Consider the following 19146-nt stretch of genomic DNA (forward strand, 5'->3'; position numbering starts at 1 on the left):
GGTTGACCGAATCGCACTCCCTCGGCAAGGCGGCCACGGGGGATCCCGCGGCGGCAGGAGCGGACGGCTCGGTGCTGAGCGACGCCGACGTCGCCCTGCTCGAGCGGGCCATCTACGAGGTCAAGCGCGTCATCGTCGGCCAGGATCAGCTCGTCGAGCGCATTCTCGTCGGTCTCCTCGCGCGCGGACACATCTTGCTCGAAGGCGTGCCGGGTGTCGCGAAGACGCTCGCTGTCGAGACGTTCGCCCGCGTCGTCGGCGGGTCGTTCTCGCGAGTGCAGTTCACCCCTGACCTCGTGCCCACCGACCTGATCGGTACGCGTATCTACCGTCAGGGCCGCGAGGAGTTCGACACCGAGCTCGGCCCGGTGGTCGCGAACTTCCTGCTCGCCGACGAGATCAACCGCGCACCCGCGAAGGTGCAGTCGGCGCTGCTCGAGGTGATGGCAGAGCGGCACGTCTCGATCGGCGGCAAGACGTACTCGATGCCGGATCCGTTCCTGGTCATGGCGACGCAGAACCCGATCGAGAACGAGGGTGTCTACCCGCTGCCCGAGGCGCAGCGGGACCGCTTCCTGTTCAAGGTCCTCGTCGACTACCCGTCGGTGGAGGAGGAGCGCGAGATCGTCTATCGGATGGGCAACGTCCCGCCGACCGCCTCCCAGGTCCTCGACCCCGCCGCGATGCTGCGCCTGCAGCGGACCGCGGCGAACGTCTTCGTCCACCACGCGCTCGTCGACTACGTCGTCCGGGTCATCAACGCCACCCGCCGACCGGCCGAGCTGGGCCTGAACGACGTCGCGTCGTGGCTGTCCTACGGCGCGTCGCCTCGTGCGACGCTGGGCATCGTGGCCGCTGCCCGCGCCCTGGCGCTGGTCCGCGGACGCGACTACGTGATCCCGCAGGACGTCGTCGAGATCATGCCCGACGTGCTGCGGCACCGCCTCGTGCTGTCCTACGACGCCCTGGCCGACGAGATCGATGCCGACCAGGTCATCGCCCGCGTCCTGCAGACCGTCGGATTACCGCAGGTCGGCGCGCAGCCGGTGCCGCAGGGGCAGTACCCGGCCGGACAGCAGCAGGCGCCCAATCCCGGACACGGGCCGAATGGGTATGCGGGACAGCAGGTCCCGCAGTCCGCCGGTCCGATGGACCCGAATTCGGCCCCGGCGAACCGGAATTCACCTCAGTATGGCGGCTAATCGGGACCTACCGCGTCTCGGCGCCGGGCTGCTCGACGAGGCGCAGCTGACGGCGGCGCTGAAGATGCTCGAGCTCACCGTGCGGCGCAAACTCGACGGCGTGCTCCAGGGCGAGCACCTGGGTCTGATCCCCGGGCCGGGTTCGGAACCAGGGGAGGCGCGGGCCTATCAGCCGGGCGACGACGTCCGGCGAATGGAGTGGTCGGTCACCGCACGCACGACCCAGCCGCATGTCCGGCAGATGATCGCCGACCGGGAACTCGAGACCTGGCTCGTCGTCGACGCCTCGGCCAGCCTCGACTTCGGCACCGTCGACTGCACCAAGCGCGACCTGGCCGTCGCCGCGGCCGCGGCTCTGGTCCACCTCACGACCGGCGGCGGCAACCGGCACGGCGCGCTGGTGGTGACCGGTGACGACGTGGTGCGGGTACCGGCCCGTGCCGGGCGCGCGCACGCCCAGAACCTCCTCAAGACCATCGCCACCACGCGACGCAGCTCGCCCGGCGTCCGGGGTGACCTGAAGGCGGGGATCGAGGCGCTTCGACGGCCCCAGCGCCGGCGCGGCCTCGCCGTCGTCATCAGCGACTTCCTCGGCCCCATCGACTGGGAGCGTTCGCTGCGCGCCATCGGGGCGCACCACGAACTCCTGGCGGTCGAGGTCCTCGACCCCCGCGATCTCGACCTCCCGGCGATCGGGGAGGTCACCCTGGCCGACGCGGAGTCCGGGGAGATCCACGACGTGACGATCACCGACGACCTCCGGCGCGACTTCGCGGCCGCGGCGCGCGCACACCAGCAGCGGGTCCACCGCACCCTGCGCAGCTGTGGCGGCGCGATCCTGACGTTGCGCACGGATCGGGAGTGGATCGCCGACACCGTCAGGTTCGTCGCACAACGCCGCCGCGGCCTCGCGGCGGGGGTGGGGTAGGTCGATGCTGTCCAGTCCCTGGTGGTTGCTCCTGCTCCTGGTCGTGGCGCTGCTCGGCGCCGCGTACGTCTACATGCTGCGCCGGCGGCGGCAGCGTGCGCTGACCTTCGCGAACCTGGACCTGCTGAAGTCGGTCGCGCCCGCGGACCGTAGTCGTCTGCGGCACCTGCCGATCGCACTGCTGATCGTCTCGCTGATCCTGTTGACGGTCGCGCTGTCCGGGCCGCAGGCCGATCGCAAGGTGCCGCGCAACAAGGCGACCGTCGTCCTGGTGATGGACGTGTCGCGGTCGATGAACGCCACCGACGTGTCGCCGTCGCGGATCCGCGCGGCGCAGGAGGCGGCGAAGAAGTTCGCCGACGAGCTGACCGAGGGCATCAACCTCGGACTGATCTCCTTCGCCGGTACCGCCGCCAGCCTCGTGTCGCCGACGCCGGACCACAACGCCACCAAGGTCGCGGTGGACAAACTGCGGCTCGACGACAAGACGGCAACCGGGGAGGGCATCTTCGCGGCCCTGCAGCAGATCAGCACGTTGAACGCGGTGCTCGGCGGGACCGAGGGCGCACCACCCGCGCGGATCGTGCTGCTCTCCGACGGTAAGGAGACCGTCCCGGACGACCCCGACGACCCGCGTGGTGCCTTCACCGCGGCCCGGAAGGCCAAGGAGGAGAAGATCCCGGTCTCCACGATCTCCTTCGGTACCCGGACCGGCACCGTCGAACTCGAGGGCGACCGGGTGCCGGTGCCGGTCGACGACGACTCGCTGCGCAAGATCGCCAACCTGTCCGGTGGCGACTTCTTCACCGCGGCCAGCCTCGACGAGTTGAACAAGGTCTACGAGCAGCTCCAGGACGAGATCGGTTACGAAACCCGTCGAGGGGACAATTCGAAGCCGTGGCTGGTCGCCGGTACGTTGTTCGCGCTGGTGTCGGCGTTCGCCGCGCTGGCCATCAACCGCCGGCTGCCCTGACGCGGACGTGTCCGGGGTGTGCCGCCGTGCGCCCCGCCCGCCGACCGCGTGTCACCCCCGCAACGAGAACGGATAAGTTGAACACCCATGACGGCAGCTAGCAACGAAGCGCAGAATCCCTCCCGCTCGGTCCTGGTGACCGGCGGCAACCGCGGAATCGGCCTGGCCGTGGCCCAGCGACTGGCAGCCGACGGTCACCGGGTGGCGGTGACGCACCGCGGTTCCGGAGCCCCGGACGGACTGTTCGGCGTCAAGTGCGATGTCACCGACTCGGAGTCGGTCGACCGCGCCTTCGCCGAGGTCGAGGCGCATCAGGGTCCCGTGGAGATCCTCGTCGCCAACGCGGGGATCACCGAGAACATGCTCCTCATGCGACTGTCCGAGGAATCCTTCGAGAAGGTCCTCGACGCGAACCTCACCGGCGCGTTCCGGTGCGCCAAGCGCGCCACCAAGGGGATGCAGCGCGCCAAGTGGGGCCGGATGATCTTCCTCGGCTCGGTGGTCGCGATGTCCGGCATCCCGGGCCAGGTGAACTACGCGGCCTCGAAGGCGGGCCTGATCGGGATGGCGCGCTCGATTGCGCGTGAGATCGGCTCGCGCAACATCACCGCGAACGTCGTGGCGCCCGGGTTCATCGAGACGGACATGACCGCGTCGATGGAGGACCGCTACATCGAGATGGCCAAGCAGGCGATCCCGCTCGGCCGAACCGGCAAGCCCGAGGACGTCGCGGCGGCCATCAGCTTCCTCGCCTCCGACGAGGGCGGTTACATCTCCGGTGCGGTCCTGCCCGTCGACGGCGGAATGGGCATGGGGCACTGAAACTGCCGAGCGCGGTCGCACGGCTACTGACCCGCACAGCGCGGTCGTAAGGCACGTCAATCAACGTCGAACTCAGGAGCACATCTTCGTGAGCGGAATCCTGGACGGGAAGACCGTCCTCATCACGGGCATCATCACCGATGCGTCGATCGCCTTCCACGCCGCCGCCATGGCGCAGGAGCAGGGCGCCACGGTCCTCATCACCGGCATCCCGGAACGGCTCCGGTTGATCGACCGGATCGCCAAGCGGTTGCCGAAGGAGGTGCCGCCGGCCGTCGGGCTCGACGTCACCAACGAGGACGATCTCGGCGCGCTCGCCGGGAAGCTCGCCGAGCTGGCGCCGCAGGGCATCGACGGCGTCATGCACTCGATCGCCTTCGCGCCGCGCACCTTGATGGGTCCCGAGGCCAAGCCGTTCCTGGAGGGGCCGGGCCCCGACGCCGCCAAGGCCTTCGAGATCTCGGCGTGGAGCTACGCCTCGCTCGCCCGCGCCGTGCTCCCCGCCATGAACGAGGGCGGCTCCATCGTGGGCATGGACTTCGATCCCCGCACCGCGATGCCGTACTACAACTGGATGGGTGTGGCGAAGGCCGCGCTCGAGTCGGTGAACCGGTACGTGGCGCGCGAAGTGGGCAACGCGAAGAACATCCGGTCGAACCTGGTGGCCGCCGGCCCGATCAAGACCCTGGCCGCGAAGGCGATCGCGGGTACCGCGACCGATGACGCCAAGCAGCTCAACATGCTCAACGAGTACTGGGACGGCGCGTCCCCGATCGGCTGGGACGTCGACGATCCCACCGTCGTCGCGAAGTCGGTGTGTGCGCTCCTCAGCGACTGGCTGCCGGCGACCACCGGTTCCATCGTCTACGTCGACGGTGGCGCCAGCCACAACACCTGGTTCCCGGAGGGCATGACCACCGGCTCATGAGTTCGCCAGCACCGGGGGACACCGCGCCCGTCGATCCCGCTCCGTTCGATGCCGTCCTGTTCCTGTCGTTCGGCGGACCGGACGGGCCCGAGGACGTGATGCCATTCCTGGAGAACGTCACTCGCGGCCGGGGAATCCCGCGCGAACGGCTCGAGTCGGTGGCCGAGCACTACCTGCACTTCGGCGGCGTCTCACCCATCAACCGGCTCAACCTCGAGATGATCGATGCCCTGCGCGCCGAGCTCGACCGACGTGGTGTCGACCTCCCGGTGTATTTCGGCAACCGCAACTGGCACCCGATGGTCGAGGACACCCTGGCCGAGATGTACCGCGCCGGTCATCGCCGGATCCTCGTGTTCCCGACCTCGGCGTGGGGCGGCTACTCGGGGTGCCGGCAGTATCACGAGGACATCGACCGGGCGGTGACGGCGCTTGCCGACCGTGAACCGACGAGCCGCGAACCCGACGGTGCGGTGGTGCTCCGCAAGCTCCCGCAGTACTGGTCGCATCCGGCGTTCGTCGCTGCCGGGGCCGACGCGGTGCGCCGCGCTCTGGACGCACTCGGGCCCGGCGAGGAGCCGCCACGGCTGGTGTTCACCGCCCATTCGGTCCCGACCTCGGCCGATGAGGCGTCAGGTCCGGCGGCCGACGGCGGGAAGCTGTACTCGCGCCAGGTGCTGGCGGCGTCGCAGGCGGTCGCCGACGAGCTCGGCGTCGCCGACTTCGATCAGGTCTGGCAGTCACGGTCGGGTCCACCGCAGATCCCGTGGCTGGAGCCGGACATCTGTGACCATCTGGAGAGCCTTGCCGCGGAGGGTGTTCGACGGGTGGTCGTCTACCCGGTCGGGTTCATCTCCGACCATCTCGAGGTGATCTGGGATCTCGACAACGAGGCCGCGGAGGTTGCCGAGCGCCTCGGCCTGGACTATGTCCGCGCCGACACCGTGGGTCCCGATCCGCGGTTCATCTCGATGATCGGCGAATTCGTGGAGTCCTACGCCGGGGGCTTGGGCGACCTGTCGGCGATGGGATGCGGAGACAACGGCAGCACCTGTCGAGACCGGTGCTGTGTGCCCGCGGCGCGGCCTAGATCTGCGGCGAGGCCATCTGACCGCGCGTAGATTCACTGGCTTTGTTTGCATTCATAACGATTTGATATAGGAACGGTCCATAATGTGATCTGCGCCTCAATCGAAATGAAACTCTCGTGGTACGCGCATCTGAATCGGGGTGCGAACGTGAGAGAGGAATTTCCATGGCAGAAGGACCACTGAGGCTCGAGATCGATTTCCTCGGACCGATTCTGGAGACACTTTCCACCGGCTCCGCGGACGGTAGCAGCGAGCCCGTCAACTGAGATCCGTTTCCGCTGTGGGCTGCGTTGACGACGTAGCCCACAGCGGCGTGATCTCTCCTTTGTGCGCGTGTATGAACAGTGTTGACCGCGGAACGACTACTCATCCCAGTTGATCTCCGACCTGCTACGCAGCTACTCGCACGAGCGGTCGAGGACATTCCGTTGTATCGATGGGTGTTGGGTGACCACCTCCCGGATCTCACGCTGCGGGAATGGTTGGCCGAGATCTTGGTGCGGCCTTATCTCAAAGCCGGCTGCGTATTGGGTTCCTTCCAGAACGAGCATCTCGTCGGAATTCTGATCTGGCATCCCCACGATGTCGAATTGTCGCCCGACGGCGAACCGCCGCTCGTCCCGGCTGATTTCGTCCGGGTCGCGGCCATTCCCGGACTCCGCGAACGGCTGATCGAGTTCCTCACCAGCCCACAATTGCCCTCCCCGGCATCGGATGCCGTCGATGTGCGGATCGCGGCGATTGTTCCCGAAGCTCGTGGTGGCGACGCTCTCGTTCGCATGATGCGCGAAGTGGAACGGTTCTGTGTCTCTGCGGCCCGGCCGTACTACGCCTGGACCGGCTCCGCTCGGCTGCGGGACTGGTTCGTCCACGAATGGGGGGCGACGTTGTTCGCCACCGAACAGCGGAACGGACTCGATCTGTACGGCGTCGTGTCCGAACGTCCGCCGCGGCTCCGGGAGTGACCTTCCGGCGGTGGCGGCCCGGGTCCTAGCGTCGCAGTAGCTCGAGGATCGTGTGATTGACCGCCGCCGCCCGTGCGGTCCGCGTCAGCGCCTGGAGTCCCCGGAGCGTCGCGTCGCCGGAATCCCATTGTCCGGCACTGTCGCCGATCTCCACGCTGCGTGCTCCGGCGAGGTCGACGATCGCCTCGACCTGTGCCGCCGTGTCGATCAGGCGGGTGGAGCGCGCGTCGAGGAGGTGCGGGGGCAGGGCGACCCGATGCCTCGAGGTGAGCGCCGCGAGTTCCGTACGGAGGTCGCTCGCGTCGGCCGACCGGCGTCCGCCGAGCCCGCCGATGATCGTGGTCGCCTCTCGAACTGCCTGCCGCAGCTCGTATTCCAGATCACCGGCACTGGGTCCCGCGGATACGAGATGACCGAGGTCGAGGGTCGCGTCGTAGCGGTAGGCCGACCATGTGCACGTGACGAACGGTGGATCGGCGGTGTCGGCGGCGAACTCCGGTACGAGCGCGAGCGTGCCGGTGCCCGTCGCGTCGTCGACGAGCAGGACCTCGCCCGCGCCGAGGGCGGCCGACGTCGCGACATGCGGTGGGAGTCCCTGCGGATCACCCGTGGAGGGCAGGCGGACGACGAGGCGTCGAGCGGGTCGCAGCAGCGCGAGCAGATCGAGCACCCCGTTCGCCGAACCCGTTGCGGGCGAATTCTGTTCGGCCCCGGCGACCCCGCCGTCGGGCCAGTGCAGGAGGTGCCGGTCGGCGGATTCCGCCAGGGCTTCGATCACGTCGTCGGGGGAGCACCGGCCGGTGAGCCAGGCGGCCGACCACGCGCCGAGGGCGCACGTCGGCCACGCGACGGTGGCGGAGAGCAGGCGGCTGCGTTTCATCAAGAAGCCAGGATACCGGCGAGGCCGGTGGGAGCCGGGCGTGGCAACCCCGCGGGCGGGCCCGCGGGGCATACGGTGTGTGCGCCGCCCGACCTGTCCATCGCGGCGGCGTGATCACGAGATGACCGATCGAGAGATGGTGGTGTGCGATGGATGACCGCTACGGACGCGATGTGCTCTCCCAGCCCCGTCGGGCGAAGCCGCGTCCCGCGGAGGTCGCCGCGGATCGCGATCTGGTCGTCGAGGACGCCGCCACCGGCTTCTGCGGTGCGGTCGTCGGGCTCGAGAAGAGCTACGCCGGCGATCTCGTCCGGCTGGAGGACCGGCGAGGTCAGACGCGGGTGTTCCTGATGCACCCCGGCGCGTTCCTCATCGACGGTCGGCCGGTGACGCTCGTACGGCCGCGCACCAGGGGCCCGCAGCAGCCGGCCATGACGGCGTCGGGATCGCGAGCCGCCCCTCGCGCCCGCGCGCGGACCGCGCGCGCCAGCCGGCTCTTCGTCGAGGGCGTGCACGACGCGACACTCCTCGAGCGGGTGTGGGGTGACGACCTCCGCGCGGAGGGCGTGGTCGTCGTCAGCCTCGACGGCCTCGACAACCTCGAGGCGGCACTCGACGAATTCCAGCCGGCACCGCATCGCCGGGCCGGTGTCCTCGTCGACCATCTGGTGGCCGGATCCAAGGAGGCACACCTCACCGCCGAGGTCGGGGAGCACGTCCTCGTGTGCGGGCATCCCTACATCGACGTCTGGGAGGCGGTGAAGCCGGCATCGGTGAAGATCCCGGCGTGGCCGCACATCCCGCGGGGCACCGACTGGAAGACCGGGGTGTGTGCCGAGCTCGGCTGGGGGGACCCTCGGGACGGCTGGCGCCGGGTGCTGGGCGGGGTGAGCAGTTTCCGGGATCTCGAGGTCGATCTGCTGCGGTCGGTGGAAGAACTCATCGACTTCGTGACCGCGGCCGAAGAGCCCAGGTGACGCTCACGGCCTGACGCCGACCGGGGCCCACCCGCGTCGTGAGCGCCGAAGGCGGTTCGGACATCTCTGGCAGACTGGACCCATGAGCGCCCTGCTGTGGTTGGCAGCCGCGATCGTCCTGGTGGTCGCGGAGATGTTCGGTGGCGAACTCGTCCTGCTCATGCTCGCCGGGGGCGCATTCGCGGCCGCCGGCGTCGATTTCGCGTTCGAGACGCCGCTGTGGGTCGAGGGGCTGGTCTTCGCGCTCGTCTCGGTGCTGCTGCTGGTTGCGGTCCGTCCGATCGCCCGTAAGCACATGCTGAACCGTCCTGCGGTCCTGATGAACACCGAGGCGCTCGAGGGTCGGCCGGCGGTGGTGACCGAACAGGTCGACGCCTATGACGGACGCGTCAAGATCGGCGGCGACGTGTGGTCGGCCCGCACGATGGACCCGACCCAGGTGCTCGAACCCGGAACCCACGTGACCGTCGTGGAGATCGACGGCGCGACCGCGGTGGTGTGGCGCGCCTGAATGCGGCCGCCGCGACACCGCCGAACGACAACGCTGGAAGGTGACCATGGAGTACGAGATCTTCGGCCTGACCGTCATCGTTTTGCTCGTGTTGCTCGTGGTGGTGATGCTGGTCAAGTCCGTCGCGCTCATCCCGCAGGCGGAGGCCGCGGTCATCGAGCGACTGGGCCGCTACACCCGCACCGTGTCCGGCCAACTCACCCTGCTGTTGCCGTTCATCGACCGCATCCGCGCCCGCGTCGACGTCCGTGAACGAGTGGTGTCGTTCCCGCCGCAGCCGGTCATCACCGAGGACAACCTGACGCTGTCCATCGACACCGTCGTCTACTTCCAGGTCACCAATCCCCGGGCCGCCGTGTACGAGATCGACGACTACATCGCCGGCGTCGAGCAGCTGACGATCACGACGCTGCGCAACGTGGTCGGCGGGATGACGCTCGAGGAGACCCTGACCTCCCGCGATTCCATCAACGGCCAGCTGCGCGGAGTCCTCGACGAAGCGACCGGCCGCTGGGGCCTCCGGGTCGCGCGCGTCGAGCTGAAGTCGATCATGCCGCCGCCGTCGATCCAGGAGTCGATGGAGAAGCAGATGAAGGCCGACCGCGAGAAGCGGGCGACGATCCTATCGGCCGAGGGCCAGCGCGAGTCGGCGATCAAGACCGCCGAGGGCAACAAGCAGTCGCAGATCCTCGCCGCAGAGGGTGCCAAGCAGGCCGCGATCCTCGCGGCCGAGGCGGATCGGCAGTCGCGCATCCTGCGGGCGCAGGGCGACCGCGCCGCGTCGTACCTCAACGCGCAGGGTGAGGCGAAGGCGATCGAGAAGACCTTCGCGGCCATCAAGGCGGCCAAGCCGACCCCGGAACTCCTGGCCTACCAGTATCTGCAGCAGTTGCCCGAGATGGCCAAGGGCGAGGGCAGCAAGGTGTGGGTGGTGCCGTCCGACTTCGGTTCGGCCCTCCAGGGTTTCGCGAAGTCCTTCGGTGTCCAGGGGGACGACGGCGTGTTCCGGTACGAGCCGGCCGACTCGCCGCCCTCGCCGATCGACGACTCGGAGACCGAGGACTGGTTCTCGATGGCCTCCGATCCCAAGGTCGCCCAGGCCGTCGCCGAGGCGGAGGCGGTGGCCCGCACCCCGGTCGCGCCCGAGATCACCGCTCGTGCGTCGCGCGCGTCGCGCCATGCGTCGCCGGTGGGGTCCGAGCCGGCCGAGCTCACCGATGGTGCGTGGTCCCAGCCCGTACAGCCCGAGGAGCCGGGGCCGGCCGAGCCCACGACCTGAGAACGGCTCAGCGGATGAGGTGCTCGACGCCCGCCATGCCGACCGCCCACATCACCGAGGCGAAGGTGCCCATGATGAACTGCTCGGCCGCATGCGGGGCGCGCAGCTCGGGGTAGCGGGCGAGGCTCTTCACGGCCAGGATGATCGCGAGGCCTTCGGGCCACCCCGCCATCAACGTGGTGACGACCGCGAGGCGTTCGAGGTATCCGATCACCCGGCCGCCGCCCAACGGCCCGGCTTCGGCCGGATCGGTCGGGGCGGGCGCCGGGGAGTCGGGCGCGTCGGTGTCGTCCCCGGTTCCGTCATCCGGCGACCCCTCCGGATCGGGTTCGGGCCCCGTGCGCTGGCCGACACCGCCGGCGACGAGGACCGTCCGGACCACGGGTCCGCCGCCGGTGACCGCCGCGAGCGCGGCGACGACCGGGACGGCCGAGGCGAGGAAGCCCGTGGCGGGCGCTGCCACGGCGGCGAGGACGGCGGTCACCCCGGCCAGGACCAGCAGGACGACGGCTCCGATGACGTCGAGTCTGCGCACGACGGACACCGGCGCGTGGTTGCGCTTCTTCCGCGTCGCGAGCGCCCAGGTCGGCGTCGCCAGCGCGGTCAGGAGAAGAAGGGTGATCGCTGCGGTGGTCATGCCGATCCTCCGGACGGGCTGTGTCGGTCGGCCTCGGCGAGCGCGTCGGCGACGAGGCCGAGGGAATCGGATTCCAGATCCCACGCCGCGGTCCGCAGCCGCTGACTCATGGCCTGTGGCGTGATGTCGAGTTCGGCGGCGGCCTCGACCTGGGTGAGGCCGCGGCGCATCAGCTCCACCGCCTCCCGGCCGGCGGCACTGCGCGCGGTGATCACATCGGCGATGAGACGGCCGGCCGTCTGGGCGTGACGGGACCAGCGAGTCTCCGGGCCGCGGACACAGAGGGGGACCCGCTGCCGCTTGGCGGCCTCGACGGCGTCGCGAGCGTGGACGAAGGCAGGCCCGCGCCCGGCCCGGGTGGACGGGGGGAGAGGCTCGTCGACCGGTCCGGCGCCGATGCCGACACTCCAGTGACCCTCGGCGGTGAGTTCGACGGCCAGTCGGGCGGCCGTCACCGGATCGGCGAGGACTCCCTGGATCTCGTCGCCCGCGGTACGTTCGAAGGCCCGTACGGTCTGGACCGATGCGAGAGCGGTGAGGATGGCGTCCACCCGGTCGATGTCGCGGCGACTCCCGCGTTGGTCGACGGTGAGCACGAACATCACTCAAGGCTATGCACTTGATCGCGGTGAATCAAGTCCCCTGACTGGATGGGATCGCGCTAGGTGACTTGATCCCCGAGGATCAAGTCGCTGCGCTTGTCGCGTTCGACGACGAGACCGGCAGGCGGGAGTCGAGCACCAGACCGGCGATGCCGATCGCGAACAGGCCGCCGGTGACCGCGAGCTGCAGGGGATGCGTGTCACCGGTCAGGGAATCGCCCAGCATGACCACCGCCGCGGTGCCGGGGGCCATGCCGAGGATGCTGGCAATCGCGTACGGCACGAGACGCACCGAGGACAGTGCCGAGCAGTAGTTCGCCACCGAGAACGGGCATGCCGCGATGAACCGCAGCGACCCGACCGCCAACCAGCCACGACGCTCGAGCCGGTACTCGACGGCACGGACCACCGGTGCCTTCAGGTACGGCTGCACGCGGTCGCGTCCGACCCTGCGGACCAGGACGAAGGCTGCCACCGCCGCCACCGACGAGGCGATCATCGCCCCCGCGAAACCGACCAGCGGTCCGAAGAAGATCCCGGACATCACCGTGAACGTCGACCGTGGGATCGGGGCGATGGTGACGACCGCGTAGGCGAGGAAGAACAACCACACGAAGGCCGGTCCCAGATCCGCGCCCCAGTCGCGGACGCTCGAGATCGAGGGCAGCGGGACGAAGTAGGACGCGGCCAGGACGGCGGCGAGGAGCACGGCGGCGACGAGAGCCCGGCGCAGGATCCGTCGATCGGCCCGACGACGGCCCGACGTCGGCGGGTGACCGTCTCCGGCGCTCGCCGCGTCCGCGATCTCCGCGTCGGCCGCGGTCGGGCCGGCGACATCCTCGCTGACAGCGGATCGATCGGGCACCCGGACACTCTACGCTGGGCCCAGCGGTGTACCGGGTCCCCGAGTGCGCCACGTCACGCCGACCTCGACGCCGAGCCGAGCGAGCGATCGGCTAGTGTCGTGTACGCGCTCATCACAGTGCATTCACGGAGGTGTGCTTCCCCACATGCCACAGCAAACTGACCAGCCCAAACCCGAGTCAGAACTCGACGACGCCTACCAGGCGTGGTCGACGGCCGCCGCGGCCGTTCTGGCGAAGTCGCGACGCGTCGACGTCGACGAGCTGCCCGACACACCCGAGGCGCTGCTCTCGACCGACACCGCCGACGGGCTGACCATCCGGCCGCTCTACACACGTCGCGACGAACTCGCCGAGCCCGGTGTCCCCGGTCGCTTCCCGTTCGTCCGCGGCGCCGACCCCGCGCGTGACGTCACCACCGGCTGGCGCGTCACGGAACGGTTCGGCGACGACGCGACGCCGGCGGCGGACCTCAACGAGCTCATCCTGGAGGCGATGGCCAACGGGACGAGCGGTCTCTGGCTCTCGGTGAGCAGGCCCGGTGACGGGCTGGGGGTCGCCGACCTCGCGACGGCACTGCGCGGCGTCTACCTCGATCTGGTGCCGGTGACCCTCGATGCGGGCACCGAGGGTATCGCGGCGGCCCGCGAACTGCTCGGCCTGAAGGAAAAGGCCCAGGCCGCTCCGGTCGCCGCCGCTCCGACGGCGGCCACCGCCCACTCCTTCGGCCTGTCGCCGCTGACGGCCGCGTTCTCGGGCCGGGCAACCGTCGATCCCGACGAGGCCACGGCCCTCGCCGCATCCGGGCTGCCCGACGGGGTCCGTACCTTCCGGGTGGACGGCAGCGACTTCGCCACCGCCGGTGCCGACAACGGCCTCGAACTCGCACTCACGGTGGCGGCCGCGGTCGCCCACCTCCGTGACCTCACCGCGGCCGGCCTCTCACCCGAGGCCGCGCTGCGTCAGATCACCTTCGGCGTCTCCGCCGACGACGACCAATTCGCCACGATCGCGAAATTCCGTGCGCTGCGCAAGATCTGGGCTCGGGTGGCCGAGGTCGTCGGCGCACCCGAGGTCGGCGGAGCGCTGACCCACGGCGTGACCGATCTGTCGATGTACTCCCAGCGGGACCCGTGGGTCAACATGCTGCGCAGCACCATCGCGGCATTCGGCGCCGGGGTCGGCGGCGCCGACCAGCTGACCGTCCTGGGCTACGACGCGACCATCCCGGCGGACAAGCGCACCTCGAGCGCGTCCTTCTCGCGACGCATCGCCCGAAACACACAGCTGCTGCTGCTCGAGGAGTCCAACATCGGACGCGTCCTCGATCCGGCCGGCGGCTCGTGGTTCGTCGAGTCCCTGACCGACGATCTCGCCACGAACGCCTGGACGGTGTTCACCGAGGTCGAGGCCGCCGGCGGTTACCGCGTCGCGCTCGACACGGGCTGGATCGCCGAGAAGGTCGACGCCTCCCTCGCTCGCCGCGACACCGAGGTCGCGCACCGCCGCATCTCGGTCACCGGCGTCAACGAGTTCCCCAACATCGACGAGCGCGCACTGTCGGAGACGACGGGGGCCCCGGCTTCCGCGGTCACCGACGTCGTCACCGGTACGCCGCGCCTCGCGCGGATCGGACGCGCCTTCGAGGAACTGCGGGACCGGTCCGACGTCGTGCTCGCCGAGCACAGTGCACGGCCGTCGATCCTGCTCATCCCGCTCGGCAGCGTCGCCGAACACAACGGCCGCACCACCTTCGTCGCGAACTTCCTGGGTGCCGGCGGCATCACCGTCGTCAACCCCGGTCCGCTGACCGCGGACAAGGTCGGCGACGCGGTGGCCGGGGCGAACACCCCGATCGCGGTCCTCTGCGGAACCAAGGCGCGCTATGCCGAAGAGGGGCCCGCCGCACTCGCGGCCGCTCGCGCGGCCGGTCTGTCGACAGTGCTCCTCGCCGGACCGGACAAGGAATGGCCCGAGGGCGACGATCGTCCCGACGGTTCGCTGCGCGTCGGCATCGATGCGGTGAGCACCCTCGGCGACCTTCTCGACCAGCTGGTCTCGACATCCCCGAAGACGGCGGGAGCAACGGCATGACCCAGACCGAACCCGATCTGACACAGACGATTCCGAACTTCGCCGGAATCGGTCTGACATCGGACGACACCGGTGCGACGACCGCTGATGGTGCCGCGGCCGCGGTCGCCGAGGAACTCGCCTCGGCGCACGGCTACTCGGTGGACCAGGTCACCTGGAGCACCCCGGAGCAGATCGACGTCACGCCGGTGTACACGCGCGCCGAGCGCGACGCCGTCCTCGACGATGCCGAACATCCGTACCCGCTCGATTCCATTCCCGGTGCCGCACCGTTCATCCGGGGCCCGTACCCGACGATGTACGTCAACCAGCCGTGGACCATCCGCCAGTACGCCGGCTTCTCGACCGCGGCCGAATCCAACGCCTTCTACCGCCGCAACCTCGCGGCCGGCCAGAAGGGACTGTCGGTCGCATTCGACCTCGCGACCCACCGCGGCTACGACTCCGACCATCCGCGCGTCGCCGGTGACGTCGGCATGGCCGGTGTGGCGATCGACTCGATCCTCGACATGCGTCAGCTCTTCGACGGGATCGACCTCGGCAGCGTGTCGGTGTCGATGACGATGAACGGTGCGGTGCTGCCGATCCTCGCGCTCTACGTCGTGGCCGCCGAGGAGCAGGGTGTGCCGCCGGAAAAACTGGCCGGGACCATCCAGAACGACATCCTCAAAGAGTTCATGGTCCGCAACACCTACATCTATCCGCCGAAGCCGTCGATGCGGATCATCTCCAACATCTTCGAATACACCAGCCAGAAGATGCCGAAGTTCAACTCGATCTCGATCTCCGGCTATCACATCCAGGAGGCCGGGGCGACGGCCGATCTGGAGCTGGCCTACACGCTCGCCGACGGCGTCGAGTACATCCGCGCCGGACTCGAGGCCGGCCTGGACATCGACAAGTTCGCCCCGCGACTGTCGTTCTTCTGGGGCATCGGCATGAACTTCTTCATGGAGGTCGCGAAGCTGCGTGCGGCGCGTCTGCTGTGGAGTGAGCTCGTCGCCGAGTTCGATCCGAAGAACGCGAAATCGCTGTCGCTGCGCACACATTCGCAGACCTCGGGCTGGTCGCTGACCGCCCAGGACGTGTTCAACAACGTGGCCCGCACCTGCGTCGAGGCGATGGCCGCCACACAGGGTCACACCCAGTCGCTGCACACCAACGCCCTCGACGAGGCCATCGCGCTGCCGACCGACTTCTCGGCCCGCATCGCGCGCAACACCCAGCTGCTCCTGCAGCAGGAGTCGGGCACCACCCGTCCGATCGATCCGTGGGCCGGTTCGAACTACGTCGAGTGGCTCACGCATCAGCTCGCGCAGAAGGCGCGCAAGCACATCCGCGAGGTCGAAGAGGCCGGCGGCATGACGCAGGCCATCAACGAGGGCCTGCCGAAGCTGCGCATCGAGGAGGCCGCGGCGCGCACCCAGGCGCGTATCGACTCCGGCCAGCAGCCGTTGGTGGGCGTGAACAAGTACCAGGTCGCCGACGACGAGGAGATCGAGGTCCTCAAGGTCGAGAACTCGAAGGTGCGCGCCGAGCAGCTCGAGAAGCTGGACCGGCTTCGCGGACAACGCGATTCGGCTGCGGTCGAGGCGGCCCTGGCCGATCTCACCGGCGCCGCCGCGTCGTCGGAGGGTGGCCTGGAGAACAACCTGATGGCCCTGGCCATCGAGGCAGCACGGCACCAGGCGACGGTCGGTGAGATCTCCGAGGCACTCGAGAAGGTCTATGGTCGCCATCAGGCGGAGATCAAGACGATCAGCGGGGTGTACCGACATGAGGCGGGCGAGGTGAGCAACATCGACGCGGCCATCGAGGCCGTGCGCCAGTTCGCCGAGGCGGAGGGCCGCCAGCCGCGTGTCCTGGTCGCGAAGATGGGCCAGGACGGTCACGACCGCGGCCAGAAGGTGATCGCGACCGCGTTCGCCGACCTCGGCTTCGACGTCGACGTGGGCCCGCTGTTCGCCACGCCGGAGGAGGTGGCCGCGCAGGCCGCCGACAACGACGTGCACGTGGTGGGTGTGTCGTCGCTGGCCGCCGGGCACCTGACGCTGGTCCCGGCCCTGCGGGAGGCGCTGCGCGAGGTCGGCCGCGAGGACATCATGGTGGTCGTCGGCGGCGTGATCCCGCCCGGCGACTTCGCCGAACTGTACGAGGCCGGCGCCGCCGCGATCTTCCCGCCCGGATCGGTCATCGCCGACTCGGCCGTGGAACTCATCGGCAAGCTCGCCGACACCCTCGGCCTGGAACTGCCCGGGGCGACCGCGAACTGATGGCGGTCCAACCGCGACGTCCCATCGACGTCGACGCGCTGGCCGACGCTGTCCTGGCCGATCGCCGCGCCGATCTGGCGCGTGCGATCACGCTCGTCGAGTCCAAGCGCGCCGATCACCGGGCCGCCGCCCAGGAGCTGTTGCTGAAGCTGACGCCGCACGCGGGCAAGTCGTTCCGCGTCGGCATCACCGGCGTCCCCGGCGTGGGCAAGTCGACGACGATCGAGGCGCTCGGTATGCACCTGCTGGAGCTGGGCCACAAGGTGGCGGTGCTCGCCGTCGACCCCAGTTCGACGCGCACGCGGGGCTCGATCCTCGGCGACAAGACCCGAATGGGCCGGCTGTCGACGGCCGAGAACGCCTACATCCGGCCATCGCCGACGTCGGGCACGCTCGGCGGCGTGGCCAAGGCCACCCGCGAGAGCATCGTGCTCGTCGAGGCGGCCGGCTTCGACGTCGTGCTCGTCGAGACGGTGGGCGTCGGGCAGTCCGAGGTGACGGTCGCGAACATGGTCGACACGTTCACGTTCCTCACCCTGGCCCGCACCGGGGATTCGTTGCAGGGCATCAAGAAAGGTGTCCTCGAACTCGCCGACGTGGTCGTGGTGAACAAGGCCGACGGCAAACACCTCAACGAGGCGAAGAGCGCGGCACGCGAGTTGAAGAACGCGCTGAAGCTGATCTATCCGCACGACGCGCTGTGGATGCCGCCGGTGCTGACGATGAGCGCGATCGAGAACACCGGCGTCGACGAGTTCTGGAAGACCGTGGTACGCCACAACGAGACACTCACCGCGGCAGGAGAGTTCACCGCCCGCCGCAACCAGCAACAGATCGACTGGACCTGGGCGATGGTCAACGACATCGTGCTGTCCCGGCTCGGTGACTCACCCGCCGTGCGAGGGATCCGCGGCGACGTGGAGCAGCAACTGCGGGACGGGTCGCTGACCCCGGCCCTCGCCGCGCAACGGATCGTGGACGCGTTCGACGAGCGCTCTCACTCTGCTCCCTAAACCGCAAGAACGACCTACTCCTGCTCCCTGAGGTGTGAGCGAAGCGAGCCACGAAGGGCTCGCAAGGTGCCCACCAGGCCCTTCGTGGCTCGTCGCTATCGCTCCTCGCACCTCAGGGACCAGTGCTTGTGCGGTTCTTCGGATGAGGGGGAGGGATCAGCCGATGAGCGGTGCCAGCGTCTCGCCGAGTAGCGAGACCCGCCCCGGCACGTGGCCGTTGGCGGGAGCGTTCACCGTGACACCGTCGACACCGGTCGCGAGCAGCTCGGCGTACCGGGCGGCCACCTCGTCGGGATCCCCGACGATCGTCGATCCGCGACGTGACTCGGCCGCCGGTGTGCGCTCCAGGTACGCCTCCAGCTCGGCGGTCGCCTCGGCGGCGGTCGGCGCCACGCAGGCCGACGTCTGGACGGTCACGGTGATCTCCGAGCGGTCCCGGCCGAGTCGTTCGCAGTGTCCGGCGAGGGCGTCGAGTTTGCGGGGGATGTCGGCGGGTGTGCACAGCAGGTTCGATTCGTCGGCGTACTGCGCGACCATCCGCAACGTCTTGCGCTCGCCGCCGCCACCGATCATCACCGGGATCTTCGACAGCGGCGCAGGCACATTGAGAGCGTTGGTGACCCGATAGCGGTCACCGTCGAGGCTGGGTGCCTCGCCGGCGAGCATGCCGAGGATGATCTGCAGCGCCTCCTCGAGGCGCTCGAACCGGTCGGTGAACGTCCCGAACTCGTACCCGAGCGAATCATGTTCCAGCTCATACTATCCCGCGCCGATGCCGAGCTGGGCCCGACCACCCGACACCACGTCGAGGGCCGTGACCGTCTTCGCGAGCAGCGTCGGGTTGCGGTAGGTGTTGCCGGTGACGAGCGACGACAGACGGACCTTCGAGGTGTGCTGGGCGAGTGCCGCGAGCAGGGTGTAGCACTCGATCATCGGATCGTCGGGCTCACCGAGCATCGGCAACTGATAGAAGTGGTCCATCACGAAGACGGTGTCGAAACCGGAGTTCTCGGCCTCTTGCGCCTGCGCGACCACGGTGGGGAACAACTGGTCGGCGGCGACGCCGGGGTAGGTGAAGTTCGGGATCTGGTAACCGAGTCGAGTCACC

The 19146-nt window shown here is 69.3% G+C and carries 17 protein-coding genes and 1 pseudogene; 13 read left to right on the plus strand and 5 right to left on the minus strand.

Annotated features, from left to right (window positions below; genetic code table 11):
- Window positions 1–2 precede the first annotated feature (2 nt).
- From Q9R39_RS17790 to Q9R39_RS17820, 7 genes are all read left to right on the plus strand, one after another.
- Complete coding sequence (locus tag Q9R39_RS17790; protein WP_137810555.1) at window positions 3–1202, plus strand: MoxR family ATPase; 1200 nt, start codon at window positions 3–5, stop codon at window positions 1200–1202.
- Complete coding sequence (locus Q9R39_RS17795; RefSeq protein WP_311277893.1) at window positions 1192–2130, plus strand: DUF58 domain-containing protein; 939 nt, start codon at window positions 1192–1194, stop codon at window positions 2128–2130. Before Q9R39_RS17790 ends, Q9R39_RS17795 begins: the two co-directional genes overlap by 11 nt.
- Window positions 2131–2134: 4 nt before the next feature.
- Window positions 2135–3103, plus strand: coding sequence for a VWA domain-containing protein (locus Q9R39_RS17800; protein WP_068971571.1), 969 nt, complete (start codon window positions 2135–2137; stop codon window positions 3101–3103).
- An 87-nt stretch (window positions 3104–3190) separates the two neighbouring features.
- Window positions 3191–3925, plus strand: a complete 735-nt coding sequence (fabG1, locus tag Q9R39_RS17805; protein ID WP_065632177.1) for a 3-oxoacyl-ACP reductase FabG1 — start codon at window positions 3191–3193, stop codon at window positions 3923–3925.
- An 88-nt stretch (window positions 3926–4013) separates the two neighbouring features.
- Complete coding sequence (inhA, locus tag Q9R39_RS17810) at window positions 4014–4853, plus strand: NADH-dependent enoyl-ACP reductase InhA (RefSeq protein ID WP_058250395.1); 840 nt, start codon at window positions 4014–4016, stop codon at window positions 4851–4853.
- On the plus strand, window positions 4850–5974 hold the full coding sequence (locus tag Q9R39_RS17815; RefSeq protein ID WP_311277894.1) for a ferrochelatase: 1125 nt from the start codon (window positions 4850–4852) through the stop codon (window positions 5972–5974). Before inhA ends, Q9R39_RS17815 begins: the two co-directional genes overlap by 4 nt.
- 410 nt (window positions 5975–6384) lie before the next feature.
- The gene (locus Q9R39_RS17820) at window positions 6385–6909 is read left to right on the plus strand and encodes a hypothetical protein (RefSeq protein ID WP_311277895.1); all 525 of its coding nucleotides are present in this window, start codon (window positions 6385–6387) and stop codon (window positions 6907–6909) included.
- 25 nt (window positions 6910–6934) lie between these two features.
- Here Q9R39_RS17820 and Q9R39_RS17825 read toward each other — a convergent pair whose 3' ends face one another.
- Window positions 6935–7789: a serine/threonine protein kinase gene (locus Q9R39_RS17825; protein ID WP_311277896.1), complete on the minus strand. Its 855-nt coding sequence runs from the start codon at window positions 7787–7789 to the stop codon at window positions 6935–6937.
- Between the two features lie 149 nt (window positions 7790–7938).
- On the opposite strand from Q9R39_RS17825, the gene Q9R39_RS17830 reads away from it, so the two are divergent.
- The 3 genes from Q9R39_RS17830 (at window position 7939) to Q9R39_RS17840 (ending at window position 10556) form a co-directional block, all read left to right on the plus strand.
- Window positions 7939–8766 (plus strand): DUF3097 domain-containing protein, encoded by an 828-nt coding sequence (locus tag Q9R39_RS17830; protein ID WP_311277897.1) that lies wholly within the window; start codon window positions 7939–7941, stop codon window positions 8764–8766.
- Window positions 8767–8848: 82 nt separating this feature from the next.
- Complete coding sequence (locus tag Q9R39_RS17835; RefSeq protein ID WP_311277898.1) at window positions 8849–9277, plus strand: NfeD family protein; 429 nt, start codon at window positions 8849–8851, stop codon at window positions 9275–9277.
- A 46-nt stretch (window positions 9278–9323) separates the two neighbouring features.
- Window positions 9324–10556 carry an SPFH domain-containing protein gene (locus tag Q9R39_RS17840; RefSeq protein WP_065632229.1) on the plus strand — a complete coding sequence of 411 codons (1233 nt, stop codon included), beginning with the start codon at window positions 9324–9326 and terminating at the stop codon, window positions 10554–10556.
- Between the two features lie 7 nt (window positions 10557–10563).
- Here the strand turns inward: Q9R39_RS17840 and Q9R39_RS17845 are convergent, their stop codons facing one another.
- From Q9R39_RS17845 to Q9R39_RS17855, 3 genes are all read right to left on the minus strand, one after another.
- Complete coding sequence (locus tag Q9R39_RS17845; protein WP_311277899.1) at window positions 10564–11193, minus strand: hypothetical protein; 630 nt, start codon at window positions 11191–11193, stop codon at window positions 10564–10566.
- Window positions 11190–11795: a hypothetical protein gene (locus Q9R39_RS17850; RefSeq protein ID WP_065632184.1), complete on the minus strand. Its 606-nt coding sequence runs from the start codon at window positions 11793–11795 to the stop codon at window positions 11190–11192. The genes Q9R39_RS17845 and Q9R39_RS17850 overlap by 4 nt, the downstream gene beginning before the upstream one ends.
- Before the next feature lie 82 nt (window positions 11796–11877).
- Window positions 11878–12660, minus strand: coding sequence for a TVP38/TMEM64 family protein (locus tag Q9R39_RS17855; protein ID WP_068971568.1), 783 nt, complete (start codon window positions 12658–12660; stop codon window positions 11878–11880).
- Between the two features lie 145 nt (window positions 12661–12805).
- Between Q9R39_RS17855 and Q9R39_RS17860 the strand changes: the two genes are divergently transcribed.
- The 3 genes from Q9R39_RS17860 to meaB are packed head-to-tail and all read left to right on the plus strand — an operon-like array spanning window position 12806 to window position 18038.
- On the plus strand, window positions 12806–14752 hold the full coding sequence (locus Q9R39_RS17860; RefSeq protein ID WP_311277900.1) for a methylmalonyl-CoA mutase family protein: 1947 nt from the start codon (window positions 12806–12808) through the stop codon (window positions 14750–14752).
- Window positions 14749–17025, plus strand: a complete 2277-nt coding sequence (gene scpA / locus Q9R39_RS17865; protein ID WP_311277901.1) for a methylmalonyl-CoA mutase — start codon at window positions 14749–14751, stop codon at window positions 17023–17025. Before Q9R39_RS17860 ends, scpA begins: the two co-directional genes overlap by 4 nt.
- On the plus strand, window positions 17025–18038 hold the full coding sequence (meaB, locus tag Q9R39_RS17870) for a methylmalonyl Co-A mutase-associated GTPase MeaB (protein ID WP_065632188.1): 1014 nt from the start codon (window positions 17025–17027) through the stop codon (window positions 18036–18038). The genes scpA and meaB overlap by 1 nt, the downstream gene beginning before the upstream one ends.
- A gap of 156 nt (window positions 18039–18194) precedes the next feature.
- Here meaB and Q9R39_RS17875 read toward each other — a convergent pair.
- A pseudogene (locus Q9R39_RS17875) lies at window positions 18195–19145 on the minus strand (LLM class F420-dependent oxidoreductase).
- Between the last annotated feature and the right edge of the window lies 1 nt (window position 19146).

It is taken from the genome of Gordonia sp. AC31 (assembly GCF_031844505.1).
Classification (GTDB): Bacteria; Actinomycetota; Actinomycetes; order Mycobacteriales; family Mycobacteriaceae; genus Gordonia; species Gordonia hongkongensis.

Coding starts and splice junctions, on each gene's coding strand:
- Q9R39_RS17795 (WP_311277893.1), top strand. CDS start 1,192: ATGGCGGCTAATCGGGACCTACCGCGTCTCGGCGCCGGGCTGCTCGAC.
- Q9R39_RS17800 (WP_068971571.1), top strand. CDS start 2,135: ATGCTGTCCAGTCCCTGGTGGTTGCTCCTGCTCCTGGTCGTGGCGCTG.
- fabG1 (WP_065632177.1), top strand. CDS start 3,191: ATGACGGCAGCTAGCAACGAAGCGCAGAATCCCTCCCGCTCGGTCCTG.
- Q9R39_RS17815 (WP_311277894.1), top strand. CDS start 4,850: ATGAGTTCGCCAGCACCGGGGGACACCGCGCCCGTCGATCCCGCTCCG.
- Q9R39_RS17825 (WP_311277896.1), bottom strand. CDS start 7,789: ATGAAACGCAGCCGCCTGCTCTCCGCCACCGTCGCGTGGCCGACGTGC.
- Q9R39_RS17830 (WP_311277897.1), top strand. CDS start 7,939: ATGGATGACCGCTACGGACGCGATGTGCTCTCCCAGCCCCGTCGGGCG.
- Q9R39_RS17835 (WP_311277898.1), top strand. CDS start 8,849: ATGAGCGCCCTGCTGTGGTTGGCAGCCGCGATCGTCCTGGTGGTCGCG.
- Q9R39_RS17840 (WP_065632229.1), top strand. CDS start 9,324: ATGGAGTACGAGATCTTCGGCCTGACCGTCATCGTTTTGCTCGTGTTG.
- Q9R39_RS17845 (WP_311277899.1), bottom strand. CDS start 11,193: ATGACCACCGCAGCGATCACCCTTCTTCTCCTGACCGCGCTGGCGACG.
- Q9R39_RS17850 (WP_065632184.1), bottom strand. CDS start 11,795: ATGTTCGTGCTCACCGTCGACCAACGCGGGAGTCGCCGCGACATCGAC.
- Q9R39_RS17860 (WP_311277900.1), top strand. CDS start 12,806: ATGCCACAGCAAACTGACCAGCCCAAACCCGAGTCAGAACTCGACGAC.
- scpA (WP_311277901.1), top strand. CDS start 14,749: ATGACCCAGACCGAACCCGATCTGACACAGACGATTCCGAACTTCGCC.
- meaB (WP_065632188.1), top strand. CDS start 17,025: ATGGCGGTCCAACCGCGACGTCCCATCGACGTCGACGCGCTGGCCGAC.